General features: G+C 68.1%; 17 protein-coding genes and 1 pseudogene. 11 read left to right on the forward strand and 7 right to left on the reverse strand.

Going from position 1 to position 16283, the window contains the following annotated elements:
* The first annotated feature begins 44 nt into the window (after positions 1 to 44).
* From ACSQ2G_RS23040 to ACSQ2G_RS23050, 3 genes are all read left to right on the forward strand, one after another.
* Positions 45 to 2222, forward strand: coding sequence for a TonB-dependent receptor (locus tag ACSQ2G_RS23040; protein ID WP_436034701.1), 2178 nt, complete (start codon positions 45 to 47; stop codon positions 2220 to 2222).
* The gene (locus ACSQ2G_RS23045) at positions 2222 to 3343 is read left to right on the forward strand and encodes a PepSY-associated TM helix domain-containing protein (protein WP_436034702.1); all 1122 of its coding nucleotides are present in this window, start codon (positions 2222 to 2224) and stop codon (positions 3341 to 3343) included. Before ACSQ2G_RS23040 ends, ACSQ2G_RS23045 begins: the two co-directional genes overlap by 1 nt.
* Before the next feature lie 118 nt (positions 3344 to 3461).
* Complete coding sequence (locus ACSQ2G_RS23050) at positions 3462 to 4601, forward strand: Fic family protein (protein ID WP_436034703.1); 1140 nt, start codon at positions 3462 to 3464, stop codon at positions 4599 to 4601.
* Here the strand turns inward: ACSQ2G_RS23050 and ACSQ2G_RS23055 are convergent.
* Genes ACSQ2G_RS23055 through ACSQ2G_RS23065 form a run of 3 tightly spaced genes read right to left on the reverse strand, consistent with a single transcriptional unit; the run spans position 4579 to position 6472 of the window.
* Positions 4579 to 5025: a flagellar basal body protein gene (locus ACSQ2G_RS23055; RefSeq protein ID WP_436034704.1), complete on the reverse strand. Its 447-nt coding sequence runs from the start codon at positions 5023 to 5025 to the stop codon at positions 4579 to 4581. The two genes, ACSQ2G_RS23050 and ACSQ2G_RS23055, sit on opposite strands and share 23 nt — an antisense overlap.
* 5 nt (positions 5026 to 5030) lie before the next feature.
* On the reverse strand, positions 5031 to 5345 hold the full coding sequence (locus ACSQ2G_RS23060) for a rod-binding protein (protein WP_436034705.1): 315 nt from the start codon (positions 5343 to 5345) through the stop codon (positions 5031 to 5033).
* A complete protein-coding gene (locus ACSQ2G_RS23065) occupies positions 5345 to 6472 on the reverse strand; it encodes a flagellar basal body P-ring protein FlgI (protein WP_436034706.1) in 1128 nt (375 codons plus the stop codon). The genes ACSQ2G_RS23060 and ACSQ2G_RS23065 overlap by 1 nt, the downstream gene beginning before the upstream one ends.
* Before the next feature lie 232 nt (positions 6473 to 6704).
* Between ACSQ2G_RS23065 and fliX the strand changes: the two genes are divergently transcribed.
* The gene (gene fliX, locus ACSQ2G_RS23070; RefSeq protein ID WP_436034707.1) at positions 6705 to 7133 is read left to right on the forward strand and encodes a flagellar assembly regulator FliX; all 429 of its coding nucleotides are present in this window, start codon (positions 6705 to 6707) and stop codon (positions 7131 to 7133) included.
* 175 nt (positions 7134 to 7308) lie between these two features.
* Positions 7309 to 7737 carry an RNA polymerase-binding protein DksA gene (gene dksA / locus ACSQ2G_RS23075; protein WP_012287706.1) on the forward strand — a complete coding sequence of 143 codons (429 nt, stop codon included), beginning with the start codon at positions 7309 to 7311 and terminating at the stop codon, positions 7735 to 7737.
* A gap of 70 nt (positions 7738 to 7807) precedes the next feature.
* Here dksA and ACSQ2G_RS23080 read toward each other — a convergent pair whose 3' ends face one another.
* From ACSQ2G_RS23080 to ACSQ2G_RS23090, 3 genes are all read right to left on the reverse strand, one after another.
* Entirely contained in the window at positions 7808 to 8554 is a 747-nt protein-coding gene (locus ACSQ2G_RS23080) for a hypothetical protein (protein WP_436034708.1), read from the reverse strand.
* A gap of 66 nt (positions 8555 to 8620) precedes the next feature.
* Entirely contained in the window at positions 8621 to 9232 is a 612-nt protein-coding gene (locus ACSQ2G_RS23085; protein WP_436034709.1) for a pyridoxamine 5'-phosphate oxidase family protein, read from the reverse strand.
* A gap of 47 nt (positions 9233 to 9279) precedes the next feature.
* Positions 9280 to 9633 (reverse strand): response regulator, encoded by a 354-nt coding sequence (locus ACSQ2G_RS23090; protein ID WP_035078630.1) that lies wholly within the window; start codon positions 9631 to 9633, stop codon positions 9280 to 9282.
* Between the two features lie 310 nt (positions 9634 to 9943).
* On the opposite strand from ACSQ2G_RS23090, the gene ACSQ2G_RS23095 reads away from it, so the two are divergent.
* The 3 genes from ACSQ2G_RS23095 to ACSQ2G_RS23105 all read left to right on the forward strand — a co-directional run bounded on the left by ACSQ2G_RS23095 (position 9944) and on the right by ACSQ2G_RS23105 (position 11906).
* Positions 9944 to 10750 (forward strand): crotonase/enoyl-CoA hydratase family protein, encoded by an 807-nt coding sequence (locus tag ACSQ2G_RS23095; RefSeq protein WP_436034710.1) that lies wholly within the window; start codon positions 9944 to 9946, stop codon positions 10748 to 10750.
* Positions 10750 to 11400, forward strand: coding sequence for a DUF3052 domain-containing protein (locus tag ACSQ2G_RS23100; protein ID WP_436034711.1), 651 nt, complete (start codon positions 10750 to 10752; stop codon positions 11398 to 11400). The genes ACSQ2G_RS23095 and ACSQ2G_RS23100 overlap by 1 nt, the downstream gene beginning before the upstream one ends.
* Positions 11401 to 11504: 104 nt before the next feature.
* Positions 11505 to 11906: a hypothetical protein gene (locus ACSQ2G_RS23105; RefSeq protein ID WP_436034712.1), complete on the forward strand. Its 402-nt coding sequence runs from the start codon at positions 11505 to 11507 to the stop codon at positions 11904 to 11906.
* Positions 11907 to 12300: 394 nt separating this feature from the next.
* Here the strand turns inward: ACSQ2G_RS23105 and ACSQ2G_RS23110 are convergent.
* A pseudogene (locus ACSQ2G_RS23110) lies at positions 12301 to 13795 on the reverse strand (flavin-containing monooxygenase); the annotation flags it as partial.
* Between the two features lie 278 nt (positions 13796 to 14073).
* Between ACSQ2G_RS23110 and ACSQ2G_RS23115 the strand changes: the two are divergent.
* From ACSQ2G_RS23115 to ACSQ2G_RS23125, 3 genes are all read left to right on the forward strand, one after another.
* Positions 14074 to 14967 carry a DMT family transporter gene (locus tag ACSQ2G_RS23115; RefSeq protein WP_436034713.1) on the forward strand — a complete coding sequence of 298 codons (894 nt, stop codon included), beginning with the start codon at positions 14074 to 14076 and terminating at the stop codon, positions 14965 to 14967.
* Positions 14964 to 15683: an N-acetylmuramoyl-L-alanine amidase gene (locus ACSQ2G_RS23120; protein WP_436034714.1), complete on the forward strand. Its 720-nt coding sequence runs from the start codon at positions 14964 to 14966 to the stop codon at positions 15681 to 15683. The genes ACSQ2G_RS23115 and ACSQ2G_RS23120 overlap by 4 nt, the downstream gene beginning before the upstream one ends.
* Positions 15683 to 16283: FMN-binding negative transcriptional regulator (locus ACSQ2G_RS23125; protein ID WP_436034715.1), on the forward strand; the 601-nt coding region annotated here is incomplete at its 3' end. The genes ACSQ2G_RS23120 and ACSQ2G_RS23125, both read left to right, overlap by 1 nt.

A 16283-nucleotide genomic window follows, 5' to 3' on the forward strand; every position in this document is an offset into this window, starting at 1 on the left:
CAGCTATACGGCGCCTCAGTTTGAACTGTCGGGCGTCGATCATCATGCGGACCATCTCAACCAAGGGCTCTCGCGCCGCCGCCCTGGCGGGCCTCAGCCTGCTGGCCCTGGCCGCCGCCACCGCCGTCCATGCCGAGGACAAGGCCGAGGCGACGGACGTGGATCAACTGGTGGTCACCGCCGCCCGCACCATCCTGCCGGCCAGCGCCCTGCCGCTGACCGTCGACGTCATCGATTCCGAGGCCCTGTCGCAGCAGGTCGGCATCGGCGGCTCGATCGTCGACGCCGTCTCGACCCTGTCGCCGTCGTTCTCGCCCACCCGCCAGAAGCTGTCGGGGGCCGGCGAGACCCTGCGCGGCCGCTCGCCGCTGTACGCCATCAACGGCATCCCGCAATCGACCCCGATCCGCGACGGCTCGCGCGACGGCTATACGATCGATTCGTTCTTCATCGACCGCGTCGAGGTGATCTACGGCTCGAACGCCCTGCAGGGCATCGGCGCCACCGGCGGCGTGGTCAACCAGGTTACGGTCGGCCCGCCCCGCGCGGACGGCGTCAGCGGCAAGGTCCTGGCCCAGGTCACGGCCGGCCACGACCTGGGCGACAGCGTCGGCGGCAAGGTGGCGGGCCTAGTGGCCTGGCGCGGCGGCGCGTTCGACGCCACGGCCGGCGTCGCCTACGACGCGCGCGGCGCCTATTACGACGCCGAGGGCCGGCGCCTGGGCATGGACAACACCCAGGGCGACGTCCAAGATTCCAAGGCCCTGTCGTTCTTCACCCGCCTGGGCTGGCAGCTGGGCGACAATACCCGCCTGGACGTGGTGGCCAACCGCTTCGAGCTGAAGGGCGACGGCGACTTCGTCACCACCACGATCATCAAGGACACGCGGCCCAATCCGCCGACCAACGGCAACCGCGTCGCGCACCTGCCGACCACCAGCTTCCGCGGCGTCCAGCCGGGCGAGCCGGCGGCCAACCGGGTCGAGACGGTGTCGGCCTCGCTGACCAACACCGACCTGGCGGGCGGCAACCTGATCGCCCAGCTGTTCTTCAACCGCTCGCGCGACACCTTCGGCGGCGACGTCAACGACGCCTTCCAGGACGTGGCCATCGCGCCCAAGGGCACGTTGTTCGACCAGTCGTCGAACCGCTCGCGCAAGCTGGGCGCGCGGGTCAGCTACGAGCGGGCGGTTCCGGGGATCGAGGGCCTGACCGGAACGGTGGGCGTGGACGCCATCAACGACCGCACCGAACAGCTGCTGATCGAGACCGGTCGCGCCTGGGTGCCGCCGACCAAGTTCCAGAGCGTCGCGCCGTTCGTGCAGGGCAACCTCTCGCTGCTGGACGACAAGGTGCACTTCGCCGGCGGCGTGCGCTTCGAGAACGTCGAGCTGAAGGTCGACGACTTCACCACCCTGGCCTTCTACGGTTCGCGCAAGGTCGCCGGCGGCAATCCCGACTTCAAGGCGACCCTGGTCAATGGGGGGATCGTGGTCGAGCCTCAGAAGGGCCTGCGTTTCTACGGCAGCTATGCCGAGGGCTACACCGTGCCGGATGTCGGTCGGATTCTGCGCGGCATCACCGAGGCGGGCAAGGACGTCGACACCTATGTGAATATCGCGCCGATCGTGTCGAACAACCGCGAGGTCGGCGCCGAACTGAAGCGCGGTCCGTTCGACGCCAGCCTCAGCTATTTCTGGTCGACTTCGAAGCTGGGCCAACTGCTGGTCAGGAACGCTGGGGCCGTCTACGACGTCCAGCGCCAGCGGATCGAGATCGAGGGCCTCGAGGCCAACGTCAAGGCCCGCACGCCGGTGCCCGGTCTGGTCGTCTCGGCCGGCTACGCCCACCTGAAGGGCCGGACCGACACCGACAAGGACAACAAGGTCGACACCGACCTGGACGGCGCCAACATCTCGCCCGACCGCCTGAACCTGGCCGCCGACTACCAGGGCGACAAATGGGGCCTGCGCGTCCAGATCCAGTCCTACATCAGGCGCGACATGCAGGACGCCTTGGTGAAGGATAACTTCGCCGGCTACACCCTGGCCGACGCCTTCGTCCGCTACAAGCTGCCGATGGGCGCGCTGTCGCTGGGCGTCCAGAACCTCTTCGACAGCCAGTACATCTCGTACAATTCCGACACCACGGCGCCGGCGGTGGACCGCTATTTCGCCGGGCGCGGCCGGACGGCGACGCTGGGCTGGGAAGCGCGCTTCTGATGAAGATCGTCCGCCTCATCCATCGGTGGACCGGCGGGCTGATCGGCCTGCTGCTGGCCCTGCTGGGCCTGTCCGGCGCGCTGCTGGTGCACGAGGACGCCTTCCTGCGCGCCACCGTGCCGCACGCCGCCGACATCCAGCGCCAGGACGCCGCTGCCCTGGGCGCGGCCGTGACGCGGATCTTCGCGGCCAAGGACCGCCCGCGCTCGATCGTGCTGGCCAGCCAGCGCCTGGGCCTGCACAAGCTGGCCTACAAAGGCGAACCCAACAAGAACGAGAGGGGGGCCTATGCCGACCAGGACGGCGCGATCGTCCAGAGCTGGACCTCCAACTGGGCCCGGCCGGAGATCTGGCTGTTCGACTTCCACCACCACCTGTTCAACGGCGACGCGGGCGAGATCGTCGGCGGGATCGCCGGCCTGGCCGGACTGGGCTTCGTGGGCACGGGCCTGTGGCTGTGGTGGCCGACCCGGCGGATGTTCCACGTTCGGCCCTGGCCGCGGATGATGAAGCGGGCGGCCATCGTCCATCACCATCGCGACCTGGGCGCGCTGGTGGCGCCGCTGCTGGTCCTGTCCCTGACCACCGGGGCGGCGATGAACCTGAAATGGTTCTCCGACGCGATCCGGGCGCCGTTCTCGTCGGCGGCGACGATGAAGGCCGCCTCGGCCCCGCCGAAGATCAAGGGCGGCAAGCTGGCCAGGGACCTGGACTGGACCGCGGTGATCGCCCAGGCCCAGGCCCGCTATCCCGGCGCCGAGGTCCGCACCCTCGGCCTGCCGGTCAAGCCGGGCGGGCTGATCAGCGTGCGCCTGCGCCAGCAGGCCGAATGGCTGCCCAACGGCCGCACCATGGCCTGGTTCGACCCGGCGACCGGCCGGATGGTCGCCGACCGCGACGCCCAGGGCCTGCCGCGGGGCTCGCGGATCGCCAACCTCGACTACCCGCTGCACGCGGCCAAGGTGGGCGGCCTGCCCTACCGGCTGGTGATGACGGTGTCGGGCCTGACCCTGACCCTGCTGGGCACGCTGGCGGTGGTGACCTTCTGGGGCAACCCGACGGGGAGCCTGAAGCGGCGGAAGCGGGCGGCGAGGGTTGCGCCGATCGCGGTCGAGGCCTGAGGCCTTCGTCGCCAAGTCGCGATGCGGCGAATAGATTCTCAATCGCCGCATATCGTGCGGCGATTGAACTTGCTTACGCAGCCCGCAAGGCGCACATTCACCGCACGAGGTGCGGTGAATGCCCGGATATATTCACGAACTGGACGACTGGCCCCTGCTCGAATGGGACGGCAAGCGCGTCGCGGACCGTTTGGCCGCGGTAAGCCGTCGCCAGGGACGGTTCGCCGCTCGCATGGAAGGCCTGGGCTTCAAACTGCAGGCCGAAGCCACGCTTGAAACCCTGACCCAGGACGTTCTGAAATCCAGCGAGATCGAGGGCGAGATCCTGGATCGAGAGCAGGTGCGATCGTCCATCGCGCGACGCCTGGGGATCGAGGTTGGCGCCTTGACGCCAGCCGATCGCGATGTCGAAGGCGTCGTCGAGATGATGCTCGACGCCACGCGGAATTTCCAAGCCCCGTTAACCGCCGAGCGATTGTTTGCCTGGCACGCCGCTCTCTTCCCCACAGGGCGCAGCGGAATGGCTCGGATCATCGTCGGCGCCTGGCGAGACGATGCGTCGGGACCGATGCAAGTCGTCTCCGGACCTTATGGTCGCGAGCGCGTCCACTACGAAGCTCCAGCCGCTGATCGCCTGGACGACGAGATGGCGACATTCCTGGACTGGTTTAACGGCGCCGCCCCGATCGACCCGGTTCTGAAAGCCGCACTCGCCCATCTCTGGTTCGTCACCCTTCACCCCTTCGATGACGGCAACGGACGGATCGCGCGCGCGATCGCCGACATGGCGCTCACCCGGTCGGAGGGCGGCGCTCAGCGCTTCTACAGCATGTCCGCCCAGATCCGCGCCGAGCGAACCGCCTATTACGACATCTTGGAAGACACGCAGAAGGGAGGCCAGGATATCACGTCTTGGCTGCTCTGGTTTCTAGCCTGTCTCGACCGTGCATTCGAAGGCGCGGAGCGCATTCTGGCCGACGTGCTCCGCAAGGCGCGCTTCTGGAAGGCGATGGAAGGCCAGGCGTTCAACGAACGCCAGCGCAAGGTCCTGAACCGGCTTCTGGATGGCTTCGAAGGCAAGCTGACCAACGCCAAATGGGTCGCGCTGACCAAGTCCTCGCCGGACACCGCGCTGCGTGATCTTCGCGATCTCGTAGAGCGCGGCGCGCTCGTGAAGGACGGGGGTGGCGGACGCAGCACCAGCTATTCACTGGCGTCCATTGTCGGGGAGGTCGCTAGGCCCGCTGGTTCAGCGTGATCGCGGTGCCGTTCTGCCGATAGGCCGCGCCCTGCGCCCCGGGGCCGTACCCGGACGCAGTGGGCCGCTGTTCGGCGACTTCCGCGGCGATGGCGCGGACCAGGCCCTCGGTGACGGTCTTGGCGGCGGTGACCGCGCGGCCCTGGCGGGCCAGGACGGCGTCGAAAGCCTCGGTGGCGCGCACCAGGCGCTGGCGACGCTGGAGACTGGCGCCGGCCACCAGGGCGACATTGCCCCGCACCCGGGTCGACTCGTGGCGGTAGAGATTGGCCAGCTTGGCCACCTCGTCGACATGCTGCGCCGCCTCGTGCGGCCGGCGGGCCTCGAAGGCGGACGACTGCCTGGCGATCAGGTCGGTCAGACGCTCGGTCAGGATGATCAGCTGTTCGACGCGGTCGTCGCAATCGGTGGCGGTGAGGGCCATGCGGGCTACTCCTTCAGACCTTGCATCTTCAGCATTTCCTTCTGGACGGCGGCGGCCACGCCGACGCCGCCGGCCCTGGAGACCTGCTTGGCCATCTCCTCGGCCAGAAGGGACTTGAACATGTCCTCGCCGGTCCCGCCGCCGCCGACCTCCGGCGTCTTCATGCCGGCGGTCATCGACTGCATCATCACCGACAGGAAAGAGGCCTCGAACTTCTGGGCCGTCTCGCGGATCTTGCCGCGCTTGAGCAGTTCGGCGGTCGAGGCGGCGGTGGGGCCGACCGTGTCGAGGGCGGGCGTGGCGATCGCGGAGAAGCTCATCACATCACCTCGATGTCGGCTTGCAGGGCGCCCGAGGCCTTGATGGCCTGCAGGATCGAGATCATGTCGCGCGGCGTGACGCCCAGGGCGTTGAGGCCGCCCACCAGGCTCTTGAGCGAAGCGCCGCCGCCCAGGGTCAGCAGCTTCTTGCCGGTCTCCTCGTTGACGCTGACGGTCGATTGCGGAACCACGGCGGTGCGGCCCTGGCTGAACGGGGCTGGCTGGCTGACGGCCGGGGTCTCCTGGACCGAGATGGTCAGGTTGCCCTGGGCGATCGCCACCTGGCTGATGCGGACGTCGTCGCCCATGACGATCACGCCGGCCACCTCGTCGATGATCACCTTGGCCGGGGCGTCGGGCTCGACCTCCAGGTTCTCGATGGCGGTGACGAAGCTGATCATGTCCATGCCGGCCGGCGGACGGACCGCGACGATGGTCGGGTTCTGGGCCTGGGCGCAGTTGGCGAAGCGCTGGTTGATGGCGTCGGCGATGCGGCGCGAGGTGGTGAAGTCCGGGTTGCGCAGGGTCATGCGCAGCACGTCCATGTTCACCATCTGGAAGCCGGTCTCCTTTTCGATGATGCCGCCGGCGGCGATCCGGCCCGCGGTCGGGACGCCCTTGGTGACCGAGCTGCCCGAAGCCCCGCCGGCCGAGACCGAGCCGGTCTGCACCGAGCCCTGCGCCACCGCATAGGTCTGACCGTCGGCGCCCTGCAGCGAGGTGACCAGCAGGGTGCCGCCCAGTAGGCTCTTGGCGTCGCCGAGGGTCGAGACCGTCACGTCCATGCGCGCGCCGGCCGCCGAGAACGGCGGCAGGTTGGCGGTGACCATGACGGCGGCGGTGTTCTTGGTGTTGAGGTTGCCGTCGCGGACGTTGACGCCCTGGCGCTCGAGCATGGCCTCCAGGCTCTGCTTGGTCATCGGCGCGTTGCGCAGGCTGTCGCCCGAGCCGTTCAGGCCCACGACGATGCCGTAGCCGACCAGCTGGTTGTCGCGCACGCCCTCGAAGGAGACGATGTCCTTGATCCGCGACTTGGCGTCGGCCGAGGAGGCGACGGCCAGGGGGGCGACCAGGGCGACGGCGGCGAGGGCGAGGCCCACGAGGGAAGCAAAGAATGAACGAGACATGGCGATCCTGCGGCGGGGTGGCATCCCCGCGCCGTCCCATGCCAGAACCGGGCCAGCTCCGGACCTCGAAAAAGCTCAATGAAATCAGTCGGCGGGCGGTGATTTCCCGCCTGCGACATTCCGCTTCGGCAGATTCTGCCCGGCATTAACCATACCGCAAGCGCCGCTCCGCAAGATGTGGTTAACGGAGAGGGGTGACTCCCTCGTTTCGTCCTCGGAGCAGCGTTTCGTCATGAAGGTTTCCAGCACGGGAGGCGCAGGCGCGATTGGCGCATCGCGGGCCAAACCGGCGGGCGGCGGATCGGGCTTTTCCCTGCCTTCGGTCGGGGGCGCCAGCGCCGCCAGCGGCGTGGCCCAGGCGGGCGGCGTGGCCGGGATCGGCTCGCTGGACGCTTTGTTGGCCCTGCAGGCCGACCTGGATCCGACGGAGCGCAAGCGCCGGGCGGTCAAGCGGGCCGGCGGCCTGCTGGACCTGCTGGACGCCCTGAAGCTGGCCACCCTGGACGGCGAGGTCTCGACCGGCACGCTGTCGCGACTGAAGAGCGCCGTGCGCGAGCATCGCGAGGCCACCGACGATCCCACGCTGGAGGCGATCCTCAACGAGATCGAGACCCGCGCGGCGGTCGAGGCGGCCAAGCTCGAGCAGGCGCGGCTGGGTTGAGAAGGCTTATGAAACCGCATGTTGAAGAACGTGGTTCACCGAGTATCCCCAGAATCGTGTCATCCATGCACGGCGCTGAATGTCGCGCTCATGCGACGTTCATTGAACCGGGCTATCGTTTTGGTATAAGCACCCGGCCTGACCAGGGCGGAGTTCATCGGGGCGTGAGGCGTTAATGCAAACGGCCACTGTTCTTAAGGTACCAGACTCGTATCGTCCTTCGGACGACGAGCCTTTCATGAACGAGCGTCAGCTTGAGTATTTCAAGCAGAAGCTCCTGGCATGGAAAGAAGAGATCCTCCGCGAATCTCGCGAGACGGTCTCCCATCTGCAAGCTGAAACTGAAAACCATGCCGACCTCGCCGATCGCGCGTCGTCGGAAACTGACCGGGCGCTGGAACTTCGGACCCGGGATCGTCAGAGAAAACTCATCTCCAAGATCGACCAGGCGTTGCGGCGGGTCGAGGACGGTTCCTACGGCTATTGCGAAGAGACCGGCGAGCCGATCGGTTTGGCGAGACTGGACGCGCGGCCCACCGCGACGCTCAGCCTGGAAGCCCAGGAACGCCACGAACGCCGGGAACGGGTTCACCGCGACGACTGAGGGTCTTTCGACCCGACCCGACTCGATGTGTTTCAAGCGGCCTCGCCCCACCCGGGCGAGGCCGCTTTCGTTATTGGACGGCCTCGTCCCCGCCGTCGCGTTGGGGAAGGGGCTGCGAAGGGTAGAGATCCTCCTGGCGGACATAGCCGCCATGGGGCGTTCCGGGCGGATCGTACCAGTTGAGGCGGACAAAGCCCTTGGGCGAAAACGCCGCGGAATAGGTCCTGTCTATCCAGACGCCTGTGCCCGGAGGCGGAAGTCGGTCCTTGCGCGGCGCCGGCGTCGGCTTCTCACCCGCGCGCGCGATCGTGAAAACCCGGGCGCCGCGCTTTCGCACCACGGCCACGTCGTAGAAGGACTCGCTTACCCAGCTTGAACGGTCGAGCGAGATCCGGTTGCGGCAAGCCTTCGGGCGGTTCTCGTCCCTCGACCCGGGCTCCAGCGTAAGCTGGTTGCGATAGCCGTTCGGCGTCTTTGAATAGAGCGTGGTGGTGAAGTGACGGTCCGGATGGTCCGGGTCCCATGAGTCCACGACATAGGCCTCGCCCAGTTCGCTGCGCTGGTACAATTCCGTGGGAGACAGCGCGTCGCGGAAGATGAACCGGCATTTTCCGTCGTTGTAGTAGCCCGACAGGGTCTTTGCCTTCCCATCGACCGCCAGCATCAGATAGTCGTCGAAATACCCGCTGCTGATGGTGCTGACGACCTCGCGCGGCTTTCCCTCCTGGGCCAAGGCCGCGCCAGTCGCCGTCGTGGCCGTCAAGACGCTCGGCAGAAGGAAGGCCGACAGGAGCCCGGCGCGGCGCGAAACGGTCATGCTTGAACTCCTGGGATCGTCGGTCGATGGCTGTGTGCAATCCGGCGCGGCCTCCTGCGGCCCGTGTCACCACAGGCTGGCCGCCGCGCGCTCGGGCCAGGCCCGGTCGTACTCCGCGCCGCCGACCGTGTCCTCGCTGATCGCCGCCAACATCGAGCCGGGCGAGGGCAGGGCGTCAGGATCGACCTGCCGCTCGGCCGCCCACAGGCCCGAGCGGACGATGGCCCGGGCGCACTGGAAATAGGCCTCGACCACGGTGACCACCAGGCAGGTGCGCGGCGCCTTGCCATCGACCGCGAAGCTGGCCAGCAGGTCGGGATCGGCGCTGACCGCCGCCCGGCCGTTGACCCGGAACGTCGTGCCCGAGCCGGGGATCAGGAACATCAGCGCCACCCGCGGGTCGCGCACCACGTTGCGCAGGCTGTCGATGCGGTTGTTGCCGCGCCGGTCGGGCAGGATCAGCGTGCGGTCGTCGGCGATGCGGACGAAGCCCGGCCGGTCGCCGCGCGGGCTGCAGTCCAGGCCCTCGGGGCCGGCGGTGGCTAGGGCCAGGAACGGCGAGGCCTCGATCAGGGCCCGATAGTGCGGGGTGATGCGGTCGGCGACCTTGACGGTCGAGGCCGGGGCGGGGGCCGGCGTGTACAGCGCTTCGAGCGCTTCGAGCGTGTCGACGATCATGGGCGGCTCCCTGCGGGCCGCCAGCATAGCGTCTGTCGCGAGGACGCCTAGGCCGCGCTCTGGACCATGGCGCAGGCCTCGGCCAGGCGGTGGGGCGAGATCGGCTTGTCGACGACGGCTCGGGTGCGCGCGCCCAGCTGGTCGGCGTTGCCGGTCACATAGACGACGGGGATCGGCCCCAGCCGGGCCAGGATCGCGGTGACCGCCTCCACGCCCGTGCCCCCGACGATGCGATAGTCGGCCGTGATCAGGTCAGGCGGACGCCGCAAGGCGCAATCCAGCGCCTCCTGCGGGCTTTCCGCGATATCGAAGCTGTCGAATCCCTGCTCGCCAAGCAAGGCCTCGACCTCCATCGCGATGAGGATTTCGTCCTCGATGATCAAAGCATGTCTGTGGGACATGAGCACTGCACGCCACCGCTTTTCAAAATCGTCCCTGGGCTTAGTAGAAACCTATGATTCTCTTCCACGCTAACGGTTTTTACGGCTCAGCTTGTCTAAAATGTCGCAGGCCTGCTGTTGCGTCTTGTTCTCACCCCGCAAGATCTTCCAGGTGTTGTGTGTGATCACGAAAAGAAGCGCCGAGTCTTGTCGGTTCTGAACGAAGTCAGGGATTAACCTTGATTTGCAGAACATCGTCCGACGAGCGTTGGTCTCTTGCCTCTCCCTGCGGGATTTGCGCTATGCAGAGCCAAACACAGGAGCCGCCCGCATGTCGCAAGACCCCCTGATCCTGACCGAGAAGCGCGGCCACGTCGCGATCCTCACCCTCAACCGGCCGGACGCGATGAACGCCCTGGGCGCGCCCGGCGACGGCGACCAGGTGACGGCCGCGTGCGAGGCGATCAACGACGACCAGGACATCCGCTGCGTGATCCTGACTGGCGCGGGCCGGGCCTTTTCGGCCGGCGGCGACGTCAAGGCGATGAAGGCGCGGGAAGGGGCGTTCGGCGGCAATGGCGTCAAGGTCCGCGACGGCTACCGCAAGAACATCCACCGCATCGTGCGGGCCATCTACGGCCTGGAGGTCCCGTCGATCGCGGCGGTGAACGGCGCGGCCATCGGCCTGGGCTGCGACGTGGCCTGCATGACCGACATCCGCATCGCCGCCGATACGGCGAAGTTCGGGGTGACCTTCCTGAAGCTGGGCCTGATCCCCGGCGACGGCGGGGCCTGGCTGATGCCGCGCACGATCGGCATGAGCCGCGCCGCCGAGCTCTTGTTCACCGGCGACGTCATCGACGCGGCCAAGGCGGCCGAGTGGGGGCTGGTCAGCAAGGCCGTGCCCGCCGAAACCCTGATGGACGAGGCCCTGGCCCTGGCCACGCGGATCGCCCAGCAGCCGCCCCACGCCCTGCGGATGGCCAAGAGCCTGCTCAAGCACGGCCAGACCGCCAGCTACGACACCCTGATGGAGATGAGCGCCACGGCCCAGGCCATCGCCCACCACACCGACGACCACATGGAGGGCGTCGACGCCATCCTCGAGAAGCGCCAACCCAACTTCCGGGGGTCGTGATGGGCAAGGAGGCCAAGGGCGTCTGGGGCCAGCTGGCGGACGGCGAGAGCGACGGCAAGCTGCTGTGGGAGCCGCCCAAGCTGATCTTCCGCGGCGCGGTGCGCGGCATCTTCCAGGGTCACGCCCTGCGCGACCTGCGGGTCGAGGGCGACGACCTGGTGCTCAGCGACGGCACCCGCTTCACCCTGGAGCCGGGCCAGGCCGACAAGTGGCTGCACGCCATCCAGAACCCGCCCGGCCGGCTGGACAAGCTGGGCGTCAAGCCCGGCCAGACGGTGGTGGTCGAGGCGATCGACGACGCCGAATTTCTGGACGAGCTGTCGACGCGGGTCGAACCCGTCGAGGCCTACGAGGACATCGACCTGCTGTTCCTGGGCGTCGAGGATCTCGCCGACTTCGATCAGCTCGAAGACCTGGCCGGCGGGCTCGCGGCCAAGGGCGCGATCTGGATCGTCGCCCAGAAGGGCAAGGGCGCGCCGCTGAAGGACGCCGAGATCCTGGCCGCCGCCCGCGAACGGGGTCTGGTCGACACCAAGGTCTGCGCGTTCTCCAAGACTCATACCGCCCTGCGGTTCGTGGCGCGCAAGGGCGGGCCACCGGTCAAGGCCGCGCCGGTGGAGGACGACGAGGGGTTCGAGGACGAGGCGTAGGCGTCGGAAGTGTTTGGCAGGCGGGCTTTCGACCGGATGCTGAAGCTTCGCAGACGTGCCACCTTGCGAGGATGCGAGCGAATGACGGCACTAGGGGCTTATCAATGATGCCGGCAGCACGGGTCGTCCTTGGCATGGTTGCCAGCGCGCTCTGCGGCGCGCTTGTGGTGGTTCTGACCGGCTATTTCGTCGACCTGGCGATGACCTCGCCCGCCTTCGGCAGAGCTGTGGCCGACTCCTTTGAATCACCTGGATGGGCGATCATTGCAGCGCTGATCTGGTCATCGGCTGCGTTTGCGGGGGTGTTCATCGGCGCTCTGCCCGCGCTTTTGATAACAAGGTCGAGGAAATGGCCTGAGGCGAAACGATTGGCCACTGTTGTGCTCAGCGGGGGAGTCGCCGCGGCGGCGGCAATTTCGCCGACGCTAAGTCTCTCCTTGGCAGCGGGTGCCTTGGTGACGGCGACGATTATGAGCTGCATCTTCTGGCTGGTCGCAGGTCGCTAACTCGGACGTCTGAACGTCCGCTTGGCTCGAGCTCGCATTCGCCCCCGGATGGGGCGGCGGTTGGCGGTCGCGGCCGGGGACGCGCTCTCACGGCAGGGCGCCGGCTAGGTTGCAGGGCGCCGGCTGTGAGTGCGTGTCCCCAACGGACCCGCTGAGTCCGGTGTCGAAGCCCCATGACGCCGTGGATGCGGTTGGGGACATGCACTCACCCTGAGCCCGTGGATCGATCCGCGACGCCTTGCCGTGAGAGCACGTCCCCGGCTTGAACACTCCGGACGATGTCCGGCGCTCCGTGTCCCTTTCCTTCAGCTCAGCGGCTGTCCGCGTGAGGACGAGAGACTGTGCCCGCGAACACTTGCCCCCACCTGACCGCTTCGCGGTCTGTCCGCCCCCATAGGGGGCGGAGCCTAGGCCGCGGCCTTCGTCTTGGCCGGCGCCCGGGCCTTCGCGAACTCCATCGTCCCGTCGTCGACCTTGCCGTAGCGCAGAGCCACCAGGTCCAGGGCGTAGTTCTGGTGCACCTTCCACGGGACCTTGGCCCCCTGCCGGGGCAGGACGGCCAGGGCGCGCTGGACGTAGCCCGACGAGAAGTCCAGCCACGGCTCGATCTCCATCTCGCCCTGCGGCAGGCGCGGGGTGCAGATCCGGGTTCCCGTGCGGTCCATGTGATTGAGCAGCCGGCAGACATATTCCGCCGTCAGGTCGGCCTTCAGGGTCCAGCTGGCGTTGGTGTAGCCGAAGGTCGAGGCCAGGTTCGGCACGTCGCTGAACATCATGCCCTTGTAGCTGGTGGTCTCGTGCGGGGCGACCTTCCGGCCGTCCACCACCACCTCCATCTCGCCCAGCAACTGCATGCGCAGGCCGGTGGCGGTGACGATGACGTCGGCGTCCAGGGTCTTGCCCGACTTCAGCAGCAGGCCAGTTTCGGTGAAGGTCTCGATCTGGTCGGTGACCACCGACGAGGTCCCGGCCTTGATCGAGTCGAACAGGTCGGCGTCCGGCACCAGGCACAGCCGCTGGTCCCACGGGTTGTAGCGCGGCGTGAAGTGGGTCTGGATGTCGTAGTCGGGCCCCAGGTGCTGACGCACCAGGCCCAGCAGCTGCTGCTTGGTCTTCTCCGGCTTGCGGCGGGCGATCCGGAAGAACAGCATCTGCATCAGCACGTTCTTCCAGCGGGTGATCCCGTAGGCGGTCATGGCCGGCAGCCTGGCCCGCAGCCAGTTGGCCAGCCCGTCCTCGGCCGGCCGCGAGACCACATAGGTCGGCGAGCGCTGCAGCATGATCACGTGGCCGGCGGCCTTGGCCATTTCCGGCACCAGGGTCACGGCCGTGGCGCCGCTGCCGATCACCACGACCTGCTTGCCGGCGTAGTCCAGGTCCTGCGGCCAGTGCTGGGGATGGACGATCCGGCCCTGGAACCGCTCGGTCCCCGGGAAGTCGGGCGTGTAGCCGGCGTCGTAGTTGTAGTAGCCGCTGCACATCGACAGGAAGCCGCAGCTGACCTTCAGGACCGCGCCGTCGTGCTCGACCTCGACCGTCCAGGCGGCGGTTTCCGACGACCAGCTGGCCCGCCTGACCTTGCAGCCGAAGCGGATGTGCGGGGTGATGCCGTTCTCGTCGGCGGTCTCGCGGACATAGCGCAGGATCGACGGGCCGTCGGCGATGGCTTTCGCCTCGCGCCACGGCTTGAACGCGTAGCCCAGGGTGTACATGTCGCTGTCCGAGCGGATGCCGGGATAGCGGAACAGGTCCCAGGTGCCGCCGATCGCGTCCCGGGCCTCGAAGATGGCATAGGTCTTCTTCGGGCAGTCGTGCTGCAGGTGGTAGGCCGCGCCGACACCCGACAGGCCCGCGCCCACGATCAGTACGTCGAAGTGCTCGATAGCCATCGTGCTTCCGCCCTGAGGTTCACCCGGTCCGGTGGTCCGGATGCTCGCGTATGTGAACATTGTTCACCAGCAAACGACCGTTTAGGCCGGACGTCAACCGCGGCGTCGGGGACATGCACTTGTGCGTGTCCCCAGCCGTCGCACGGCGATCATGACCGGCGGACGTCGACGCCGCCTCTGGGGACCGCTTCTGGGGACACGCACAAGTGCATGTCCCCGGCACGGGGTTCCTCAGTTTTGATTGCAAACCTTCACCGGCCGCGCGTATCGGTCCTCCCATGTCCCTGCGCGACTTCGGCGTGCTGGTCCTGGTCTGCCTGGTCTGGGCCTGCAACAACATCATCTCCAAGATCGTGGTCGCCCACTGGGGCGTGCCGCCGCTGTTCTATGCGGCGGTGCGCTTCGCCATCGTCGCGGCCGTGACCCTGCCGTGGCTGCTGCCCGCGCCCCGCCCGGCCTGGCGGATCGTCGTGGTCGGCCTGCTGATGGGGGCGGGCAATTTCGCCCTGCTGTTCATGGGCTTCAAGACCGCCTCGCCCTCGGCCTCGGCGGTGGTGATCCAACTGGGCGTGCCGTTCACCACGATCCTGTCGATGCTGATGCTGGGCGAGAAGGTGCGCTGGAAACGCGGCCTGGGCATCGCCCTGACCCTGACCGGCGCGGTCGTGGTGATGTGGAACCCGCACGGCCTGAGCCTGTCGCCGGGCCTGTGGTTCATCGTCGCCTCGGCCTTCACCGGCTCGCTGGGGGCGGTGATGATGAAGCAGATCGAGGGGGTCAAGCCGCTGCAGTTCCAGGCCTGGGTCGGCGCCACCTCGATCCTGCCCCTGGGCCTGCTGAGCCTGGCCACCGAGCCCGGCGGCCCGGGCCTGGCGCTGAAGGCCGGCTGGCCGTTCCTGGCGGCGCTGCTGTTCTCGGCCCTGATCGTCTCGGTCCTGGCCCACACCGCCTATTACGGCCTGATCCAGCGACACGACGCCAACCTGGTGGCGCCGCTCACCCTGATGACCCCGCTGATGACCATTGGCCTGGGCGTGCTGGTCACGCACGATCATTTCGACGTCCGGATGGGACTCGGCACGCTGCTCGCGCTAGTGGGGGTGCTGATCATCGCCTTGCGTGGGAACCAGGTGATGCCGCTGCTGATGCTGACGAGGAACCGTTCTCAATGACGTTCATTGACGCTCCATCGCCGAACTTCGACGCCCGCAAGGCCGTGCCCGACTGCGTGGTCCTGCACTATACCGGCATGGAGACAGGCGAGGCCGCCCTGGCGCGGCTGTGCGATCCGGAAGCCAAGGTCTCGGCCCACTACATGGTCGAGGAGGATGGCCGGGTCTTCCGCCTGGTGCCCGAGGAGCGCCGCGCCTGGCACGCCGGGGCCGCCTTCTGGAAGGGCGTCAAGGACATCAACTCGGCCTCGATCGGCATCGAGATCGTCAATCCCGGCCACGAGTTCGGCTACCGCCCATTCCCCGACGCCCAGGTCGCCGCGGTGATCAATCTGCTGGCCGACATCCGCTCGCGCTGGACCATCGACGACGACCGGATCATCGGCCATTCCGACATCGCCCCTGGCCGCAAGATCGACCCCGGCGAGCTGTTCCCCTGGAAGCGGCTGGCCGAGGCCGGCCACGGCCTGTGGGTCGAGCCGCCGCCCTCGCCCGGCGCGCCGCTGGGCCGGGGCGAGGAGGGGACCGGCGTCTTCGCCCTGCAGGCCGGCCTGACCCGCCTGGGCTACAACTGCGCGCCCTCGGGCCGGTACGACGAGTGGACCGAGACGGTGGTCGCCGCCTTCCAGCGCCACTGGCGGCAGGCCCGCTTCGACGGCGTCGCCGACGGCGAGACCCGGGCGCGGCTGGTGGCCCTGCTGCGGGCGGCGGGCTGATGCATCCGGCCAAGTCGTTCCGGATCGAGGATCGCCAGACCTTGCTGGCCTTCGTCCGCGCCCATCCGTTCGTGACCATCGCCGCGGCGGTTGGCGGCCGGCCGTTCGTCGCCCAGGCGCCGGTGGTGGTCCGCGAGCTCGACTTCGGCGAGGTGGCGCTGGACTTCCACCTGTCGCGCGGCAACGCCCTGGCGCCGTACGTGGTCCAGGGCTTCCGCGCCGTCGCCCTGGCGACCGGCCCGGACGCCTATGTCAGCCCCGACTGGTACGGGAGCGCCGACCAGGTGCCGACCTGGAACTATGTCTCGGCCGAGGCCGAGGGCCTGGTCGCGCCGCTCAGCGACGCCGAGTTCGTGGCCCTGCTCGACGACCTCTCCGCCCAGGAAGAGGCGCGGCTTTCACCCAAGAAACCCTGGACCCGCGCCAAGATGAGCCCCGGCCGCTTCGAGGCAATGATGCGGGGGATCATCGGTTGCCGGCTGAGCGTCGAGCGGTTGGAGGGGACCTTCAAGCTGTCGCAGGACAAGAGCGAGGCCGACCGCGCAGGCGTGGTCAAGGCGCTGGGCGATCATCCGATGGCTGGGCTGATGCGGGGTAGTT

The organism is Caulobacter sp. LjRoot300, assembly GCF_964253875.1.
Lineage (GTDB): Bacteria > Pseudomonadota > Alphaproteobacteria > Caulobacterales > Caulobacteraceae > Caulobacter.